Origin of the sequence: Oerskovia gallyi (assembly GCF_014836745.1) — a bacterium.
GTDB lineage: Bacteria > Actinomycetota > Actinomycetes > Actinomycetales > Cellulomonadaceae > Oerskovia > Oerskovia paurometabola.
Genome location: NZ_JACSQE010000001.1, coordinates 301,727 through 319,092 on the forward strand (window position 1 = coordinate 301,727; position 17,366 = coordinate 319,092).

Here is a 17,366-nt window from a genome sequence, read left to right on the forward strand (position 1 = left end):
GTTGCGCTCGGCGGGGCGGCGAGAGCCGTAGGAGCTAAACGTGCAGTTGTGCAATCTTTGCAGTCGTGCATACAGTGCAGTCATGCAGACCGCACCGACGTCCCTCCGCGAACGCAAGCGCGCCGAGACCTGGCTCACGATCCACCAGGCGGCCGCCGCACTGGTCCGCGAGAAGGGGCTCCACCACGCGACCGTCGAGGAGATCGCCGCCGCGGCGGGAGTCTCGCCGCGGACCTTCTTCAACTACTTCACGACCAAGGAGGAGGCGATCCTGGGGCTCGTGCCCCCGACCGTCTCCGACGAGGCGCTCGCGGCCTTCCGTGCCGAGACCGAGGGGCCCGCGTTCGAACGGGTCGTGCGGTTCCTGCTCTCGATCCTGCGCTCGACGCTCCACCCCGGCGTCCCGTTCGCCGAGCGCAAGGCGCTCGTGCGGGAGCACCCCGAGCTGCGCAAGCACGCCATGGGCTACGTCTCCCAGGTCGAGGGGCTCGTCAACGACCTGCTGTCCGACCGGGCCGAGGACGGGACGGGGTTCAGCGAGCTCGCGTCGCTGGGCCTGCCCGACAGCCCCGACACCGCGCGGGCTCTCCTCATGCTCGCCGGCACCATCATGCGCTTCGCGTACTCGCGCAACCCCGGCACCGCCCTGAGCGACGCCGACGCCGAGGCCGAGATCAGCGAAGCGATCACCATCTTCCGAGAGGTCTTCGAGGCCACGCTATGACCACCACCCCCCGAGCCGGCACGCCGGCACCCACCCGAGGCGCGACGACCACCCGAGGCACCGCGCCCGACCAACCGTCGTCCCCGGACACCCCGGCGGTGACCCCGAAGGACCGGGGCATCGTGCTGCTCTTCCTGGGCCTCATGGTCACGATGCTGCTCGCGTCGCTCAACCAGACGGTGCTGTCGAGCGCGCTGCCCACCATCGTGGGCGAGCTCGACGGGGTCGAGCACATGAGCTGGGTCATCACGGCCTTCATCCTGGCCTCGACCATCACCATGCCGATCTACGGCAAGGTCTCCGACGTCCTGGGGCGCAAGCCCTTGCTGCTGACCGCGATCCTGCTGTTCATGGCGGGTTCGGTCATCGGCGCCCTCGCGGGCGACATGAACCTGCTCATCGTGGGCCGCACGGTCCAGGGCCTCGGTGGCGGCGGGCTCATGATCCTGTCTCAGGCCGCGATCGCCGACGTCATCCCCGCCCGTGAGCGCGGCAAGTACATGGGCATCATGGGTGCCGTCTTCGCGGTCTCCTCGGTCGCGGGCCCGCTGCTCGGCGGCTGGTTCACCGAGGGTCCCGGCTGGCGCTGGGTCTTCTGGATCAACATCCCGCTGGGCGTCGTCGCGGCGCTCGCCGCGATCTTCCTCCTGCACCTGCCCAAGAAGGCTCGCAGCGCCGAGCGCGTGCGCCACGACTACCTCGGCATGGCCCTCATGGCCGTCGCGACCACGGCGCTCGTCCTGGTCGGGACGTGGGGCGGCTCGCAGTACGCGTGGGGCTCGGCGACGATCCTCGGCCTGATCGCTCTCGCGGTCGTGGCGGCCGTCGCGTTCGTGCTCGTCGAGAGGCGCGCCGACGAGCCGATCATCCCGCTGCACCTGTTCGCGGACCGCAACTTCACGGTCACGACCATCGCGGCCCTCGCGACGGGCATCGCGATGTTCGGCGCGATCGGCTACATGCCGACCTACCTGCAGATGGCGACCGGGGCCAGCGCGACCGTCGCCGGCCTGCTCATGATCCCCATGATGGGTTCGCTGCTCGTCACTTCGGTCGTCACGGGGCAGATGGTCTCGCGCACCGGGAAGTACAAGGTCCTCCCGATCGTCGGGTCGCTGATCCTGGGCGTGGGCCTGGCCCTGCTCTCGACCGTCGAGGCGGACACCCCGACCCCGATGATCTGCGTGTTCCTCGGGGTGATCGGGATCGGGCTGGGCAGCAGCATGCAGATCCTCACGCTCATCGTGCAGAACTCGTTCCCCCTGCGCGAGGTCGGGACCGCGACCGCGGCCAACAACTACTTCCGCCAGGTCGGCGCCACGCTGGGCTCGGCCGTGGTCGGCAGCGTCTTCATCGCTCGTCTGACCACGCTCCTCGCGGAGAAGTTCCCGCAGGGCACGGGCTCGGCGGGAGGGACGGGCTCGCTCACCCCGGACCTGGTGCAGTCCTTGCCCGACGGCGTGCGCGCCCTCGTGATCGAGTCCTACAACGAGGCGCTCGTGCCGCTCTTCCTCTACATGGTGCCGCTCGCGGTCATCGCGGCGATCGCCCTGTGCTTCGTCCACGAGAAGCCGCTCGCGACCTCGGTCGAGCACGAGATCGCCGCGGAGTCCCTGGCCGAGGGCCAGCTCCTGGTGACCGACGCCGACGCCGACGGGGCGAGCGACGCCGTCGGGCGGGGAGAGAGCGTGCGCGCCGGGGCGCGACCCGAGCGGTAGCCGGACCCGCACACGCGACGAAGGGTCGCCCCGACACCGTGTCGGGGCGGCCCGTGGTCGCGCGCGGGCGCGTCAGGCGGTCGTGGCGCCTGCGGTCGCGAGCTCCGGTGCCGGGCGATCCTTCGCGAGCTCCTGGTAGGACTTGTGGTCCGTGAAGAGCTCGTCGCGCAGCGGGTTGCGGCGCTTGGTCACGATCACCTTGACCTGGTAGACGGCGACCGCGACGTTGGCGAGCAGCGAGACCAGGCTCACGACGAACAGTGCCGTGGGGTTGTGCGAGGAGTCGACGGCGAACGACGAGTCCGAGACGAACGTCGGCACGGCCATCGTGAACATCATCCAGAACGCGAGCGTGTGGGCACGGTGCTGGAGCCAGGCGCCCTTGCGCAGGAAGAACGCCGGGATCGTGCAGCTGATGAGCAGCGCGGCGCCCGCGTAGAACGCGTGGTCGCCCACGCAGTTGTAGACGTACGCGAAGTTCCACAGGTCGTACGCGATGATCCAGAACCACATCATGTCGGGCCAGACCATGTCGCGGAACCGGTCGCGCGTGATGTAGATGCCGGCCCAGCCGCAGATCGTCAGCAGGTTCAGGATGCCCGCGATGCCGTTCATGATGTTCCACGAACCGCCGACCATGAACACGCCGTCGACCATGCCGTCCATGCCGTAGACCTGGAAGTCACGGATCACGGCCTCGGCGATGTTGAGCGCGAGGATCGCCGGGGGGAAAAGCAGGGCGTACTTCATCGCCCCGACGCGCTTGTTGTAGCGGATGAGCATGAAGCCGATGCACCCGGCGAGGGCCGAGTACACCTTGACCCAGTGGAACCAGGTGCCGGTCGAGGACCCTGCCCCCGCGGTGTGAGGCCAGACGAAGATCGTCAGCAGGACCGGCAGGACGACGAAGATGCCGATCGCGGCGGTCTTGGACCAGCGGACGAGCTCGTTGAGGCCCACGAGGGCAGCGAGCACCACGAACCACATGACGGCCGCTTGCCAGGGGATGGAATCGAAGAGGAACACGTCGCTCCCTTTCTCAGGACGACGGGACGGCTCGTGGCCGCCCGGGGTGGAGGACGGTGCGCCAGGTGAGCGAGCCCGGTCCCGGCGCACCGTCGGGTTCCGGGCCGTCGCGTCACTCGGTGTCGGAACGCGCCTCCTCGAGGTGCAGAACCTGGCGCACGATCGTCACGAGCACGGCGTCGTCGACCTCCGGGGTGTTCCGGGCGAGGCCGACGAGCCCGTAGACGAGGACGTAGAAGGTCTCGGGCACGTGCTCGATGCCGATGTGGTGCCTGGCCGCGTAGGCCTCCACGGTCGTGGCGCCGATGCACTCGACCACGGCCCGCACGGCCCGGTCGAGGAAACGGTTGTACAGCCCGGCGCTCTCCGTGCGCTGCATGTCGTCGCGCAGCGGGGCGACCGCCCGCAGGTGCGTGCGGAACATCGCGATGCAGTCGACGAGGGCCTTGTCGATGTTCCCGGGCTGGCGCGCCGCGTCCCACGCGCGCACGGCCTCGACGAACTCTGCGACGTAGCCCTCGAGCACGGCGTCGACGAGAGCGTCCTTGTCGGGGAAGTAGTAGTAGACGAGGCCCCGGGCGATGCCCGCGCGCTCGGCGACCTCCTTGGTCGAGGTCCGGGCGATGCCCTGCTCGGCGAACAGCTCGCGGGCGGCGTGCACGATCTCCTCGGCACGAACCTCGGGTGCTGAACGTCGCCTCCTCGGCGTCGTCGCGTCGGTCATCGGAGCCCCTTCCTGAGCTGATAACTGGACGCTAGATCCACTATTGACACAGCGTCAACAGTGTTCGACCAGGTCAGGACGTTAGTCCCGGGCTTCGGGGCCCAACGGCCCGTCGCGACGGGCGCTCGGGGCCACGACGTGAGACGAGCGGTGGGCGAGGGCGGACGCCGGCGCCCCGGGACCTGACGGTGTGCGACGGTGGAGGATCGACGTCGGCACGATCAGCGAGGAATCCATGAGCGGTGAACCCCAGGTCGGGGCAGAGCTGAGGGCCCTGCGGGAGCACTTCACGCGGCTGATGATGACGTACCGGTTCGGCATGGACGAGGTGATGACGAAGATCACCATCCTGCGCGACGAGTTCGCCTACGCCCACGAGTACAACCCGATCGAGCACGTGTCCTCGCGCCTCAAGTCGCCGGAGTCGTTGCTCGCCAAGGCGCGTCGCAAGGGCGTGGACCTGACGATCGAGGCGCTGCGCGCGGAGATCTTCGACATCGCGGGCGTGCGCGTCACGTGCAGCTTCGTGTCCGACATCTACACGGTGCGCGACATGATCGCGGCCCAGCGCGACGTCGTCGTCCTCGAGGAGCGCGACTACATCGCGCACCCCAAGGGCAACGGGTACAAGAGCCTGCACCTGATCGTCGAGGTGCCCGTGTTCCTGTCCGACCGGGTGCAGCCCGTGGTCGTCGAGATCCAGATCCGGACCATCGCCATGGACTTCTGGGCCAGCCTCGAGCACAAGATCTACTACAAGTACGACAAGGCCGTGCCGCAGCGCCTCCTCGACGAGCTCAAGGAGGCCTCGCTCGCGGCCTCCGAGCTCGACGCCAAGATGGAGCGTCTGCACGAGGAGGTCCTCCAGCACTCGCGCGACACCGCGGTCCTCCGCCCGGGGACGGAGAAGATGGCAGGTCCGTTCACGCCGTCGTGGGAGCTGCTCGACTCCTACCTGCGCGGCAGGCCGGGTGCGACCGACGCCGAGCCGGCAGGCTAGATCAGCGTCTCGACCGCTATCCGCACGGTGTCCCCGACGTCGACCCCTTCACGGCGACGTACCGCGGCCTTGACGGGCAGGACGAACGTCTTGCGCTCGGCGTCGGGGAAGACCGACGTGGACCAGCGGGACTCTCCGAGCGTGACCTCGACCTTGACCGAGCCGAACCCGGCCGGGGGGAGCGGGGAGTCCGCGATCTCGTCGCTCACGTCGGTCGGCAGGGCGGCGAAGACCCACGTGTCGCTGCGCGCGGTCCATCGCCACAGCTCCGCCTCGAACTCGTACCTGGTGCCGACCATGCGCCCATGATGCCGGGCGGCACCCACAGCGCGCGGTCCGCGCCGCGGGCAGTCGCGCCATGATGCTCCCCGACGGCCCGCGCCACCGGCTCCAGATGGTCTGACGACTCGCCAGCCCTCGCGCCCGGGAGCACCATGGAGGCATGAGGGCCATCTGGAAGGGTGCCATCACGTTCGGTCTCGTCAACGTGCCGATCAAGGTGTACTCGGCGACCGAGGACCACGACGTGCCGCTGCACCAGGTGCACGACAAGGACGGCGGTCGGATCCGCTACCAACGACGGTGCGAGGTCTGCGGCGAGGTCGTGGCGTACGAGCACATCGACAAGGCGTACGACGACGGCGAGCGCACGGTCGTGCTCACGGCCGAGGACCTGGGGGCGCTGCCCGCCGAGCGCAGCCGCGAGGTCGAGGTCGTCGAGTTCGTGCCGAACGACCAGATCGACCCCATGCTCCTGGACCGCAGCTACTACCTCGAGCCGGACTCGTCCTCGAACAAGGCGTACGTGCTGCTGCGTCGCACGCTCGAGGAGGCCGACCGGACCGCGATCGTGAAGTTCGCGCTGCGTCAGCGCACGCGGCTCGCGGCGCTGCGCGTGCGCGACGACGTGCTGGTCCTGCAGACGCTGCTGTGGGCCGACGAGGTGCGCGAGGCCGCGTTCCCGACGCTCGACGAGCCCGCGAAGGTCAGCGCCAAGGAGCTCGCGATGTCGTCCCAGCTCGTCGAGTCCTTCGCGGCCGACTTCACGCCCGAGGAGTACCAGGACGACTACCAGGCCCAGCTCCGCCAGCTCATCGAGGCCAAGATCGAGAAGGGCGAGGCCCTGGACACCGCCGAGACGTTCGGCGAGCAGGAGGAGAAGGGCGGCGACGGGGCCGAGGTCATCGACCTCATGGAGGCCCTGCGCCGCAGCGTCGAGAGCTCGCGCGGCAAGAAGTCGGGTGACGCGAAGGGCGAGAAGACCGCGAAGGAGGCGGCGTCGTCGGGCAGCAAGAAGAGCGCCGCAGCCACGAAGAAGACCAAGGGCACGACGGCGTCGCGCGCCTCGGACGGCAAGGCCGCCTCGACGAAGGAACCCGCGAAGAAGACGACGCGCAAGAAGGCCTCGGCGTGACGTGCCGCGGCGTGCCAGGCTGACGCCATGACCCACGACCAGCCCGAGAACCACGACCACGCACGCACGGCCCGCTTCATCGCGGAGGCCGAGCAGCACGAACGCGAGCTCGTGCTCACCCGCTTCACGCACGACGACGCGTGGCGGCTCGGCTGCCTGCTCGTCGAGCTCGCGGCCGAGCGGTCGCTGCCGATCACGATCGACGTGCGCCGCGGACCGCAGCAGGTCTTCCACGCCGCGACCGAGGGGACCACGCCCGACAACGACACGTGGGTCCAGCGCAAGGTGCGCGTGGTCGAGAGGTTCGGTGCGTCGTCCTACCTCATGGGCCTGCGGGCCAAGGCCAAGGGGACGACGTTCACCGCGCAGCACGAGCTGTCGCTCCAGGAGTACGCGGCCCACGGCGGGGCGTTCCCGCTGCGGGTCGAGGGAGTCGGGGTGATCGGCGTCGTGACCGTGTCGGGCCTGGCGCAGCGCGACGACCACCTGCTCGTTGTCGAGGCGCTGGGGACGTTCCTGCGGACGGCTGCCTGACGCGCCCCACGGCCGGTGAGCCCGACCGGGCGCGCCGACCGATGAGTTCGCCGGCCCCGGCCGGTCGGACCAGAAGAGCGTGACGCACCGCGCGCCGCGCGGGAGGAGGAGAACGATGCGACCGATCGTCCCGAGCCTGTGGTTCAACGGCGGCCTCGAGGAGGCCGTGGCCTTCTACACGTCGGTGTTCCCCGACAGCACCGTCGGCGACTCGCTGAAGATGCCCGACGGCACCCTCGTCACCATCGACTTCACGTTGCAGGGGCAGCCCTTCAACCTCATCAACGGTGGCCCCGACCACCTGTTCCCGTTCAGCGAGGCCGTCTCGTTCATCGTGCGCTGCGAGGACGAGGCCGAGGTCGACCACTACTGGGACGCCCTGCTCTCGGGCGGCGGCACCGAGTCGCAGTGCGGCTGGCTCAAGGACCGCTACGGGCTGTCGTGGCAGGTCGTGCCCGTCGAGTTCGAGGAGCTCGCGCAGTCCGACGACCAGGAGGCCGTGGCGCGCATGATGGGCGCCATGATGCAGATGATCAAGCTCGAGATGCCCGCGCTGCGGGCCGCGTTCGAGGGGAAGCAGCCCGCGGACGCCTGACGCCGCGGGGGGCGAAGAGGCTCGGCCCCCGTCCCCGCCGGCACGGGGACGAGGGCCGAGGTCTGTGGTGCGTCAGCCGCGGCTCAGCACGACGTCGCGTCGTAGGGCGCGGCGAGGGTCGACGTCGCGCCACCGGCGGTCACGTCGAACGAGACCTGCCCGGCCGCGACGGAGGCGGAACGCGTCGCGAACCGCTGCGACGCGCTGCGCCCGGGCGCCAGCCCCGCGAACGCCTTGGTGCCGGCGGTCGAACGGATCGTGACGTCGAGCGCCTCGTCCCCGGCGTTGACCGCACGGCCCGTGAGGTGGACCTTGCCGGCGACGCACTGCGCGCTCGCGGTCACCTCGACGGGGACGACGGGCTGCGCGGGCACCTCGAAGGGCGCGACGTCGACCTGCCCGGTCACGGCGAGGTCGCCGTTGGACGCTGCCACCGTGACGGTCCGGCCCGCGAGCGAGCCCGCCGCGACGTCCGCCGCGGTGAGGGTGCGCCGCACGGTGCCGCACGCGGCCTCGGCTCCCACCGCGAGCTCGGGCAGCGTGCACAGGCCCGTGGCCCCGACCCCCGTGAGCCGCACGTTGCCGGTGTTGCGCACCGTGACCTGGTTGACCACGACGTCGCCCGCGTTCACCGAGCCGTTCGCGTCCGTGTCCTCGACCGTGGCCTCGCCGGCCGTGACGGCGAGCGAGGGGCGGCGGTCGACCAGGTCGACGGGCTCGCCCGTGAGAGCGACCGACGAGGCCTGGTCGGCGTTCATGAACCAGCGGGTCTCGGGGACGAAGAAGCCGTCCGCGAGGTCGCCCGCCGTCACCACGCGGTACGCGAGCGCGCACAGGTAGGTGCCACCCGCGGGCAGGCTGCTCCAGTTGCACCCCGGGGACAGGTTCGTCAGGTTGCCGGTCGCGGTCGAGCGGTAGGCCGTGGTCCCGGTGTTGTAGACGCGGAACGAGTAGGGCACGCGCTCGCCGAGCGTGTACGGCTGGGCCGCGACGTCCCGGTCGGTCGTGTACTTCCCGAACACCGCGAGCGAGGTCACGGGGCCGGCGGGGCCGCCCGTGACGGTCACGTAGCCGTACGCGCGAGCCTGGGTGCCGTCGGCTGCGGTGAGGACGCTCTGGACCCGGACGGGGTTGGCGGCCGTGGTCGCCGCAGCGGTCGCGGACGCCGTGAGCGCGACCTGGACCGTGGCGGTCTGGCCGACCGCGAGCGCCGGCACGTCGACCGTGGTCGCGCTCCAGCCCACGGGGGCGTCGATCGTCAGGCGCGAGGCCGCGAGGGGCGCCTGGTTCTGGTTCGTGACCTTGACCGGTACCTGCACGGTGCCGCCCGTCGCGACGGTCGTGTCCGGCACGACGGTCGACGCGCACGTCGCGTTCAACCATTCCTGGTCGAAGCTGGCGAACGAGATCGCGTTCATCCCCTGCGTCTCGTACAGGAGCCCGAAGCGTCCGTCGCCGAGCGGCGAGAGCGTCGAGTAGGCGCCGGAGCCGGGGTTGACGACCCGGAAGCCGGGCCAGGTCGCGCCGTCGTCGCACGAGAGGCGCACGGTCACGTTCTCGCGGCCCGTGGTGCTGTTGGAGTTGCTGAACAGCAGCATCTTCGCCTCGGCCGAGCCCTCGGGGGCGTCGGGGTGAAGGCGCGAGATCGAGCCGTTGTTGGTCGGGTCGGGGAGCTGGCGGTCGAGCGTGACGGGGCCGTAGGTGTGCCCGCCGTCGGTCGAGAACGCGACCTTGCGGTACTTGCTGCCCGCCGAGTCGCGCGAGTTCATCATGACGCGTCCGTCGGAGAGCTCGACGGACTTGTTCTCGTCCATGCCCGTGCCGAACGCCTCGCCGTGCGTCCAGGTGGCGCCGTGGTCGTCGGAGTAGACGCTGTAGGCCTTGTAGGTCCCGCCCGTGCGGGCGGTGAACTGCTGGACGAGGCGTCCGGCGTGCTCGCCGTAGCGCAGCTGGATGCCCTCTCCCGACGCCGCGAAGATGCCGGCCCACGACGGGTCCTTGGCGCCCTCGGTGATGACGCGGCCCTCCCAGGTCTCGCCCCCGTCCTCGGAGACGCTGACGGCGGCGTGCAGGATCTGCCGGTTGGTCGGGTCGACGCCCGTGGCCGACCCGCCGAAGCCCTGGTCGAACGACTTCACGTGGAAGTTGAAGATCGTGCCCGTCTCGCGGTCCACGACGTAGGACGGGTCGGAGAACCCGTACTTGTCGGGGGACGAGTTCGTCCCGTGCCCCGCGGCCACGACCGTCGTGGGCTCCCACGTCGCGCCGCCGTCACGGCTCACGCGCTGCAGGATCGAGTTGGGCTGCGGGGCGTCGCCCGCGTTGAACGGACGCCCGTCGTACGAGGCGAGGATCGTGCCGTCGTTCGTCGTGGTCAGCGCGGGGATGCGGTAGTTCGCGTAGCCGCCCGTGCCGCCGACCGCGAGGGTCTGCTCGGAGAACGTCCCGGGCCCGTCGGTCGCGGCGGGCGGGAACGGGTCGAACGCCTGGGCGCTCGCGGCCGGGGCGACGAGGAGCAGGGACAGTCCGGCGGCGAGCGCCGGTCGTGACCTGCGGTTTCGTGCGCGCGCGGGCGGCGCTGGCAGCGCTGCGCTCGGCGGGGTGGATGGGTGCAGTGGCATCAGATACTCCTGGCATCGTCGGGTCAGAGCTCTTGCTGTCGTGCTGCACGGTGCGGTCCTGCGGTGGCCGTGCCCGTCCCGGGCGCGGGGCGGGCACGGCGCGGACCTCCGCCTCGGCACCGAGTCGGGTGCGGGGGTCCGGTCTGTGGTGCTCCTGGTGCGAGGTGCCCGACGGCGGAGCGGACGTCGGGCGGGCGGGTGCGGGACCGTCGTGGCCCGGCGGTGCGGGGCCGGGGCGTCCGCGGCGGTGCGGGCGTCCCGGGGTGTGGCTGCGTCGGGTCGGGTCGGTCGTGGTCGGGCGGTGCGAGCCCGGCGCGGAGAGCGGGGCGGCGTCAGGCCGTGAGGGCGTCGACGAACCAGCCGGTGATGCTCGTGGGGTGGGTGATCGCGGTCCCCACGACCACCGCCCACGCGCCCGCGTCGAGCGCGGCGCGCGCCTGGGCGGGGGAGTGGACGCGGCCCTCGGCGATCACGGGCACGTCGAGGCGGTCGACGAGCTGGGCGAGCAGCTCGAGGTCCGGCCCGTCGGTGCGGGGACGCTCGCCCGTATACCCGGACAGCGTCGTCCCCACGACGTCGACCCCCGCGTCGCGGGCCGCGAGCGCGTCGTCGAGGCTCCCGCAGTCGGCCATGACGAGCGCGGACGTGTGCTCGCGCAGGCCTGCGACGGTGTCCGCGAGGCTCAGGCCGTCGGGGCGCGGGCGCCGGGTCCCGTCGATCGCGACGATCGTGGCCCCCGCGCGGGCCACGGCGACAGCGTGACGCAGCGTCGGGGTGATGAAGACGCCCTCGGTGCCGTCCTTCCAGAGCCCCGTGACGGGCACCGTGATCCCGAGCTCGGCGAACGCGTGCGTGACGTGCTCGACGTCCGCGACGCCCTGCACGCGGATGCCCACCGCGCCGCCGCGGACCGCGGCGAGCGCGACCTGGGTCATGGTCCGCGGGTCCCGCATGGCCTCGCCGGGATAGGCCTGGCACGAGACGACGAGGCCGCCGCGCAACGCGACGAGCGGGTCGGTGGTCACCGGCCCCGCGGTGGGTGCGGGGGCAGTCGACGGACGGTCGGTCACGGGATCCTCCGGGAGGCGAGAAGGGACGGTTGTCACGGTGCTGCGAGGGAGGCGAGCGGTGCGGCGGGTGTCTCGCGCGCCTCGTGCGCGACGAACGCGAGCCGGGCCGCCCCCAGGACGGCGGCGTCGCCGCCGAGGGTCGCGGTCACGACGGGCAGGCCGTCGAGCGCGGGCATGAGCTCGGACGCGACCGCGGCGGACATCGTGTCCCACCACAGGCTCCCGGCTCCTGCGAGGCCGCCGCTGATCACGACGACCTCCGGGTCGAGCATGTTCGCGACACCGCCCACGGTCCGGCCCAGGGCCGTGGCCGCGAGGACCACGGCCTGGTGCGCGACCGGGTCGACGTCGGTGAGCTGGCACACGACCCGGGCCGTGGCGACCGTGGCGTCGCCGCCGAGGCGCAGGTACAGGGCGTGCAGCGCAGGTCCCGACGCGATCGCCTCGAGATGCCCCGAGCGCGAGCACGTGCACAGCAGGCCGGCCGCCTCGGCCGCGGGCAGGTGGCCCAGGTGCCCGGCCACGTGGCGCGCACCGTGCTGCGGCGTGCCGTCGAGCAGGAGCGTGGCCCCGACCCCGGTGCCGGCCGCGACGACGAGCGCGGTCCGCGTCCCCGCGCACGCCCCCAACCAGTGCTCGCCCAGCGCGTGCGCGTGCACGTCGTTGTCGGTGTGCACGGGCAGGCCCGCCGCGGGGCCGCCCGCCGCCGCGAGGCGAGCACCGATCCCGCCCGCGAGGTCGGCCCCGGCCCAGCCCGTCAGGGCGTCGGTCGCCGCCACGACGCGGCCGCGGCCCGAGTCGATGACCCCGGCCGAACCGATGCCCACCCCGACCAGCACGTCCGGTGCGCCGGACGACCCGGGCGCGTCGGCGCCGTCGGGCAGGAGGAGCGTGACCAGACGTGCGACCGCGTCGAGGATCGCGGCCGCCCCCTCCCGGGCCGGGGTGGGGACCCCGGCCCGGGCGAGGACCGTGCCGTCGTCGCGGACGAGACCCGCGGCGATCTTGGTACCGCCCAGGTCGATCCCGACGGCGGTGCGGTGGCTGGTCGGGACGCTCACAGCAGCCCGGCCTCCGCGAGGATCACCTTGATCTGGTCGACGACCTCGCCCTCCAGGGCGGGAGCCGGGGTCGTCATGACGTTGGACCCGATCACGCCGAGGAGCTGCAGCGACGTCTTGAACGCGCCCAGGCCGCTCGCGCCGCCGCTGTAGCCGCGGGGCTGGAAGACGATCTCGAACAGCGACGCGAGACGGTCCTGCTCGTCGCGGGCCCGGACCCAGTCGCCGGCCTGCGCCGCGTCCCACAGACGCACGTAGCCCGCCGGGTCGACGTTGCCGAGGCCGGGGACCACACCGTCGGCGCCGAGCAGCAGCATGCCGTCGACGACGACCTCGTGACCCGTGAACAGGCGCAGCGGGCTGCCCGCGGCACGGTTCGCCGCGACCAGGCGCCGGAAGCCGACGTCGTCACCGCTCGAGTCCTTGACGCCCGCGATGACGCCCTCCGAGCCCAGGCGGACCAGCATGCCCAGGTCGAGCTTCGAGTGCACGCACACCGGGACGTCGTACGCGAACAGCGGCAGGTCGCTCGCCGCGGCGACGCCCCGGAAGTGACGCTCGATCTCGTCGTCGTTCGTGCGGATGTACAGGGGAGCCGTCGCGACGACCGCGTCGACCCCCGCGTCCTGCGCCCGGCGGACCTGGTCCGCGACGCGGCGCGTCGTCAGGTCGATCACGCCCGCCATGACGGGCACGCGGCCTGCGGTGATCTCGACCGCGGCCTCCATGACCTGGGAGCGGCGCGCGTCGTCGAGGTACGCGACCTCTCCCGACGAACCGAGCACGAACAGGCCGTGCACGCCCGCGTCGAGCTGGCTCGTGATGAGGCGCTCGAACGACGCGCGGTCGAGCTCGCCGTCGGCCGTGAGCGGGGTGACGACGGGAGGGATGACACCGGAGAAGGTGGTCGTGGTGGGCACAGCGGACTCCAAGGATGGTGCGGTGGTGCCGGGCGGAAGGCTTCGCCCGGCGCCGGGTGGATGGTGGACCGTCAGAGCAGCGTCGGCGCGGCGCCGAGCAGGGTCCGGGTGTAGTCGTTCGTCGGGCGGTCGAAGACCTCCTCGGCCGTGCCCTCCTCGACGACCTTCCCGAAGTACATGACCGCGATGCGGTCCGAGACGTACCGGACGGTCTGGATGTCGTGCGAGATGAACACGAGCCCGAGGTCCAGGCGGGCCTTGAGGTCCGTCAGGAGGTTGAGGACCTGGGCCCGCACGGAGACGTCGAGCGCCGACGTGGGCTCGTCCGCGACGATCACGTCCGGGTCGAGGGCCAGGGCGCGGGCGATCGCCACGCGCTGTCGCTGACCGCCCGAGACCTGGCTCGGCAGCACGTCGAGGGCCGACTGGGGCAGGCCCACGAGGTCGAGGAGCTCGCTCACGCGACGCTCCCGATCCCGGGGGGAGCCGATCTGGTGCACGTCGAGCGGGTCGCGCAGGATGTCACGCACGAGCATGCGGCCGTTGAGGGCCGTCGACGGGTCCTGGAACACGATCGAGATCGCGCGCCCGAACTCCTTGCGGGTGCGGGCGTTGCGCTTGAGCACGCTGCGACCGTTGAACACGACGTCGCCGCTCGTGGGGGCCTGCAGACCCACCATGACCTTCGCGAGCGTCGACTTGCCGCAGCCCGACTCGCCCACGATGCCGATGGTCTCGCCACGGCGCACGGCCATGTCGACCCCAGCGACCGCGTGGACGCGGTCCGGGCGGAAGAGCTTGCCCGTGCGGGCCTTGTGCACCACGTGCACGTCCTTGAGCTCCAGGACGGGAGTCTTCTCGCTCATCGGGCACCTTCCTGGACCAGGAGACCGCTGTCGGTCGACTCGGTGTGGCTGGCGTAGCGGTGGTCGGTCCCCGGCAGCGTGCGCAACGGGGGACGGGGCACGAACGCGTCCTGCGGCCGCGAGGACCGAGGGGCGAAGCGGTCGCCCGTCGCGAAGTCTCGCGGCGAGGGGACCGTGCCGGGGATCTGGTGCAGGCGCTTCGCCCCCGACTCGATCGACAGCACCGCCCCGAGCAGCCCGCGTGTGTACTCGTGCTGCGGGTTCATGAGCAGGCTCGGCACGGGTGCCGACTCCACGACCTGGCCCGCGTACATGACCGTCACGCGGTGCGCGAGCGACGCGACGAGCGCCAGGTCGTGGCTCACGAAGACCATCGCGAACCCGAGCTCCCCCCGGAGCTCGTTGAGCAGGTCCACGACCTGCTTCTGGACCGTGACGTCGAGGGCCGTGGTCGGCTCGTCGGCGACGACCAGGCGCGGGTCACGCGTGAGGGCCATCGCGATGAGCACACGTTGGCGCTGCCCGCCCGAGAGCTCGTGCGGGTAGCTCTTGAGAGTGCGGTCCGCGTCGAGGCCCACGAGCTCGAGGAGCTCGACCGCGGTGCGCGTCCCGCCCCTCTTGACGAGCTGCGCCATCTGCGAGCGGATCAGCATGGACGGGTTGAGCGAGCTCAGCGCGTCCTGGTAGACCATGGCCATCTCGTGGCCGCGGAGCGCGTTGCGGCGCGCCGGGGTCGCCGTGAGCAGGTCGACGCCGTCGAGCAGAATCTCTCCCGTGACCTGGGCGGACGAGGGCAGCAGGCCCATGACCGCGAGGCTCGTGAGTGACTTGCCGCAGCCGGACTCGCCGACCAGTGCCATGGTCTCGCCGGGACGCACCGAGAAGCTGATGTCGTCCACGACGGCCACGTCGCCGTGCCGTTCGGGGAAGCGGATCGAGAGGTTCTTGACCTCGAGCAGCGGAGCCGCGTCGCCCGTGTAGACCAGGCGGTCCGTACGGGCGGCCTCGACGACGCGCAGGCGCTCGAGCTGGACCGCGAGGGCCTCGCGCTGGGCGGCGGCCGCCGCGATCGCGATCTCCGGGTCGGGGATCACCGAGGTGTCGGCGACGAGCTCGTCGAGCACGCGGGGCTCGCGCAGGTCGGCGCCGCCCGTGTACTCCAGGGGCGCATCGGCGTCGGGCTCGGTCAGCGGGTCGGTCGCGTGCGCTGCGTCCTCGGCGGCGGCGGCGCGAGCCTCGGCGGGCTTGCGGGCCGCGGGGCGCACCATGGCGTCCGTGAGGCCCTCGGACAGGACGTTGAGCGAGAGGACCGTCAGGAGGATCGCCATGCCGGGGAAGAAGGTCGCCCACCAGCCGCCGTTCAGGAGCAGGTTGCGGCCGTAGGCGATGACGTTGCCCCACGAGGGCTCGGGGTCCTGCACGCCCGCGCCGATGAACGACAGGCTCGCCTCGAACACGATCGCGTCGGCGACCAGGACGGTCGCGAACACCATGATCGGGGCGAGGCAGTTGCGCGCCACGTGCTTCATCAGGATCAGCGAGGTCCGCGCGCCGATGACCTTCTCCGCCGACACGTAGTCCTCGCCGAACTGGCTCAGGACGTTGGCGCGGACGATGCGGGCGATCTGCGGGGTGTAGAGGAACGCGATCGTGAAGATGAGGACCGGCAGGGACTTGCCCCACACGGCCACGAAGACCACGGCCAGGGCGATGCCCGGGAAGGCCATGATGATGTCGAGGATGCGCATGAGCGTCTCGCTCACGGCCTTGTGGGCCGTCGCGGCGATCGAGCCGAGGATCGCACCGGCGACCAGGGCCACGGCCGTGGCTCCCAGGCCGATCACGAGCGAGTAGCGGGCCCCGTAGACGATGCGGGAGAAGATGTCGCGGCCCGTGCGGTCCGTGCCGAACCAGTGCTCGCCCGACGGCGGCTGGGCCGGCGTACCGGACTGCAGCGGGTCGTAGGCCGCGACGAGCGGGGCGAAGATCGCCAGGAGCGCGACCAGGAGCACGAAACCGAGGGCGATCTTGGAGCCCAGGGGGAGGGCCGCGAGGCGCAGGCCCGGGCGGGACAGTCGTTCTGTCAGCTTCCGACGCATGTCACACCGTCCGGATTCGAGGGTTGACGACGAGGTAGAGGAGGTCGACCAGGATGTTGACGACCACGAAGGTCAGGGCGACGGTCAGCGTCACTCCCTGCACCAGGGCGGTGTCGCTCGCGGTCACGCCGTTGAGGATGAGCTTGCCCATGCCGGGCAGGTCGAAGATGACCTCGATGATGACCGCGCCACCCATGAGGTAGCCGACGCGCAGGCCGAGCACCGTGATGGGCGTGATGAGCGCGTTGCGCAGGACGTTGCGCCCGACGACCACGCCGCGGGGCAGGCCCGAGCCGATCGCGGTCCGCACGTAGTCGCGGTCGAGCTCCTCGACCATCGCGGTGCGGACCACACGGGTCAGGGACGCCGCGACCGGGATGGCGAGCGAGAGCGCGGGCAGGAACATCGAGGCGAGGAACATCCCGAAGTCGTCCGACGGGTTCGTGTACCCGCCCGACGGGAACCAGTCCAGGCGCAGCGAGAACTGCTGGATGAGGAGGATCGCGAGCCAGAACGACGGCGTCGCGACGCCCGCGATCGACAGGACGCGGATGGCCTGGTCGGGCCAGCGGTCGCGGTAGAGGGCGGCGGTCACACCGAGCACGAGCGCGAGCACGACGGCGATCGCCAGGCCCATGAACGTGAGCTGGAGCGTGAGCGGGAACGCGTTGGCGATGAGCTCGTTCACGGGCTGGGAGGGCGGGACGGTCATGCCCATGTCGCCGCGCACGAGGCCGGCCAGGAAGTTGCCGTACTGCACGAGCATCGGGTCGTTGAGCCCGTTGGCCGCCCGGTAGGCCTCCTTGGCCGCGTCCGTGGCGGACTCGCCGAGGGCGTTGGTCGCCTGGTCGCTGGGCGCGAACTGCATGACGACGAAGACGAGCAGGGTGATGCCCAGGATCATGACGGGCAGGGCGACCAGGCGTCGTCCGGTCAGTCGTAGGAGCGCGGTCACGCGGTACTCCTCGGGGTCGGGGTGGGTGGGGGGGGGGGC

General features: G+C 71.5%; 16 protein-coding genes. 6 read left to right on the forward strand and 10 right to left on the reverse strand.

Annotation, left to right across the window (positions count from 1 at the left end):
* The first annotated feature begins 82 nt into the window (after positions 1-82).
* On the forward strand, positions 83-724 hold the full coding sequence (locus tag H9640_RS18920; protein ID WP_138824067.1) for a TetR/AcrR family transcriptional regulator: 642 nt from the start codon (positions 83-85) through the stop codon (positions 722-724).
* Positions 721-2,442 (forward strand): MDR family MFS transporter, encoded by a 1,722-nt coding sequence (locus tag H9640_RS01365; RefSeq protein WP_191788937.1) that lies wholly within the window; start codon positions 721-723, stop codon positions 2,440-2,442. The genes H9640_RS18920 and H9640_RS01365 overlap by 4 nt, the downstream gene beginning before the upstream one ends.
* Positions 2,443-2,514: 72 nt before the next feature.
* On the opposite strand, the gene H9640_RS01370 is transcribed toward H9640_RS01365, so the two are convergent.
* Both H9640_RS01370 and H9640_RS01375 read right to left on the reverse strand, forming a co-directional pair.
* On the reverse strand, positions 2,515-3,468 hold the full coding sequence (locus tag H9640_RS01370; RefSeq protein ID WP_191788938.1) for a DUF5692 family protein: 954 nt from the start codon (positions 3,466-3,468) through the stop codon (positions 2,515-2,517).
* A gap of 112 nt (positions 3,469-3,580) precedes the next feature.
* A complete protein-coding gene (locus tag H9640_RS01375) occupies positions 3,581-4,192 on the reverse strand; it encodes a TetR/AcrR family transcriptional regulator (protein ID WP_191788939.1) in 612 nt (203 codons plus the stop codon).
* A gap of 235 nt (positions 4,193-4,427) precedes the next feature.
* Here H9640_RS01375 and H9640_RS01380 point away from each other — a divergent pair, with 235 nt between their 5' ends.
* Entirely contained in the window at positions 4,428-5,192 is a 765-nt protein-coding gene (locus H9640_RS01380) for a GTP pyrophosphokinase (RefSeq protein ID WP_191788940.1), read from the forward strand.
* Here H9640_RS01380 and H9640_RS01385 read toward each other — a convergent pair.
* Entirely contained in the window at positions 5,189-5,491 is a 303-nt protein-coding gene (locus H9640_RS01385; protein ID WP_191788941.1) for a DUF1905 domain-containing protein, read from the reverse strand. The two genes, H9640_RS01380 and H9640_RS01385, sit on opposite strands and share 4 nt — an antisense overlap.
* A gap of 143 nt (positions 5,492-5,634) precedes the next feature.
* Here H9640_RS01385 and ku point away from each other — a divergent pair, with 143 nt between their 5' ends.
* The 3 genes from ku to H9640_RS01400 all read left to right on the forward strand — a co-directional run bounded on the left by ku (position 5,635) and on the right by H9640_RS01400 (position 7,735).
* Positions 5,635-6,606: a non-homologous end joining protein Ku gene (ku, locus tag H9640_RS01390; protein WP_191788942.1), complete on the forward strand. Its 972-nt coding sequence runs from the start codon at positions 5,635-5,637 to the stop codon at positions 6,604-6,606.
* 27 nt (positions 6,607-6,633) lie between these two features.
* Positions 6,634-7,140 (forward strand): heme-degrading domain-containing protein, encoded by a 507-nt coding sequence (locus tag H9640_RS01395; RefSeq protein WP_191788943.1) that lies wholly within the window; start codon positions 6,634-6,636, stop codon positions 7,138-7,140.
* 115 nt (positions 7,141-7,255) lie between these two features.
* Positions 7,256-7,735: a VOC family protein gene (locus tag H9640_RS01400; RefSeq protein ID WP_191788944.1), complete on the forward strand. Its 480-nt coding sequence runs from the start codon at positions 7,256-7,258 to the stop codon at positions 7,733-7,735.
* 83 nt (positions 7,736-7,818) lie between these two features.
* Here H9640_RS01400 and H9640_RS01405 read toward each other — a convergent pair whose 3' ends face one another.
* The 7 genes from H9640_RS01405 to H9640_RS01435 all read right to left on the reverse strand — a co-directional run bounded on the left by H9640_RS01405 (position 7,819) and on the right by H9640_RS01435 (position 17,276).
* Positions 7,819-10,356 (reverse strand): sialidase family protein, encoded by a 2,538-nt coding sequence (locus tag H9640_RS01405; RefSeq protein ID WP_191788945.1) that lies wholly within the window; start codon positions 10,354-10,356, stop codon positions 7,819-7,821.
* Between the two features lie 332 nt (positions 10,357-10,688).
* Complete coding sequence (locus H9640_RS01410; RefSeq protein WP_318243591.1) at positions 10,689-11,426, reverse strand: N-acetylmannosamine-6-phosphate 2-epimerase; 738 nt, start codon at positions 11,424-11,426, stop codon at positions 10,689-10,691.
* A gap of 32 nt (positions 11,427-11,458) precedes the next feature.
* Entirely contained in the window at positions 11,459-12,487 is a 1,029-nt protein-coding gene (locus tag H9640_RS01415; RefSeq protein ID WP_204809468.1) for an ROK family protein, read from the reverse strand.
* Positions 12,484-13,407 (reverse strand): dihydrodipicolinate synthase family protein, encoded by a 924-nt coding sequence (locus H9640_RS01420; protein ID WP_191788946.1) that lies wholly within the window; start codon positions 13,405-13,407, stop codon positions 12,484-12,486. Before H9640_RS01420 ends, H9640_RS01415 begins: the two co-directional genes overlap by 4 nt.
* A 71-nt stretch (positions 13,408-13,478) precedes the next feature.
* On the reverse strand, positions 13,479-14,273 hold the full coding sequence (locus tag H9640_RS01425) for an ATP-binding cassette domain-containing protein (protein WP_191788947.1): 795 nt from the start codon (positions 14,271-14,273) through the stop codon (positions 13,479-13,481).
* Positions 14,270-16,372, reverse strand: coding sequence for a dipeptide/oligopeptide/nickel ABC transporter permease/ATP-binding protein (locus H9640_RS01430; protein WP_191788948.1), 2,103 nt, complete (start codon positions 16,370-16,372; stop codon positions 14,270-14,272). The genes H9640_RS01425 and H9640_RS01430 overlap by 4 nt, the downstream gene beginning before the upstream one ends.
* 1 nt (position 16,373) lies before the next feature.
* The gene (locus tag H9640_RS01435; RefSeq protein ID WP_404821880.1) at positions 16,374-17,276 is read right to left on the reverse strand and encodes an ABC transporter permease; all 903 of its coding nucleotides are present in this window, start codon (positions 17,274-17,276) and stop codon (positions 16,374-16,376) included.
* Between the last annotated feature and the right edge of the window lie 90 nt (positions 17,277-17,366).

Coding starts and splice junctions, on each gene's coding strand:
- H9640_RS18920 (WP_138824067.1), top strand. CDS start 83: ATGCAGACCGCACCGACGTCCCTCCGCGAACGCAAGCGCGCCGAGACC.
- H9640_RS01395 (WP_191788943.1), top strand. CDS start 6,634: ATGACCCACGACCAGCCCGAGAACCACGACCACGCACGCACGGCCCGC.
- ku (WP_191788942.1), top strand. CDS start 5,635: ATGAGGGCCATCTGGAAGGGTGCCATCACGTTCGGTCTCGTCAACGTG.
- H9640_RS01385 (WP_191788941.1), bottom strand. CDS start 5,491: ATGGTCGGCACCAGGTACGAGTTCGAGGCGGAGCTGTGGCGATGGACC.
- H9640_RS01400 (WP_191788944.1), top strand. CDS start 7,256: ATGCGACCGATCGTCCCGAGCCTGTGGTTCAACGGCGGCCTCGAGGAG.
- H9640_RS01430 (WP_191788948.1), bottom strand. CDS start 16,372: ATGCGTCGGAAGCTGACAGAACGACTGTCCCGCCCGGGCCTGCGCCTC.
- H9640_RS01435 (WP_404821880.1), bottom strand. CDS start 17,276: ATGATCCTGGGCATCACCCTGCTCGTCTTCGTCGTCATGCAGTTCGCG.
- H9640_RS01405 (WP_191788945.1), bottom strand. CDS start 10,356: ATGCCACTGCACCCATCCACCCCGCCGAGCGCAGCGCTGCCAGCGCCG.
- H9640_RS01375 (WP_191788939.1), bottom strand. CDS start 4,192: ATGACCGACGCGACGACGCCGAGGAGGCGACGTTCAGCACCCGAGGTT.
- H9640_RS01380 (WP_191788940.1), top strand. CDS start 4,428: ATGAGCGGTGAACCCCAGGTCGGGGCAGAGCTGAGGGCCCTGCGGGAG.
- H9640_RS01425 (WP_191788947.1), bottom strand. CDS start 14,273: ATGAGCGAGAAGACTCCCGTCCTGGAGCTCAAGGACGTGCACGTGGTG.
- H9640_RS01365 (WP_191788937.1), top strand. CDS start 721: ATGACCACCACCCCCCGAGCCGGCACGCCGGCACCCACCCGAGGCGCG.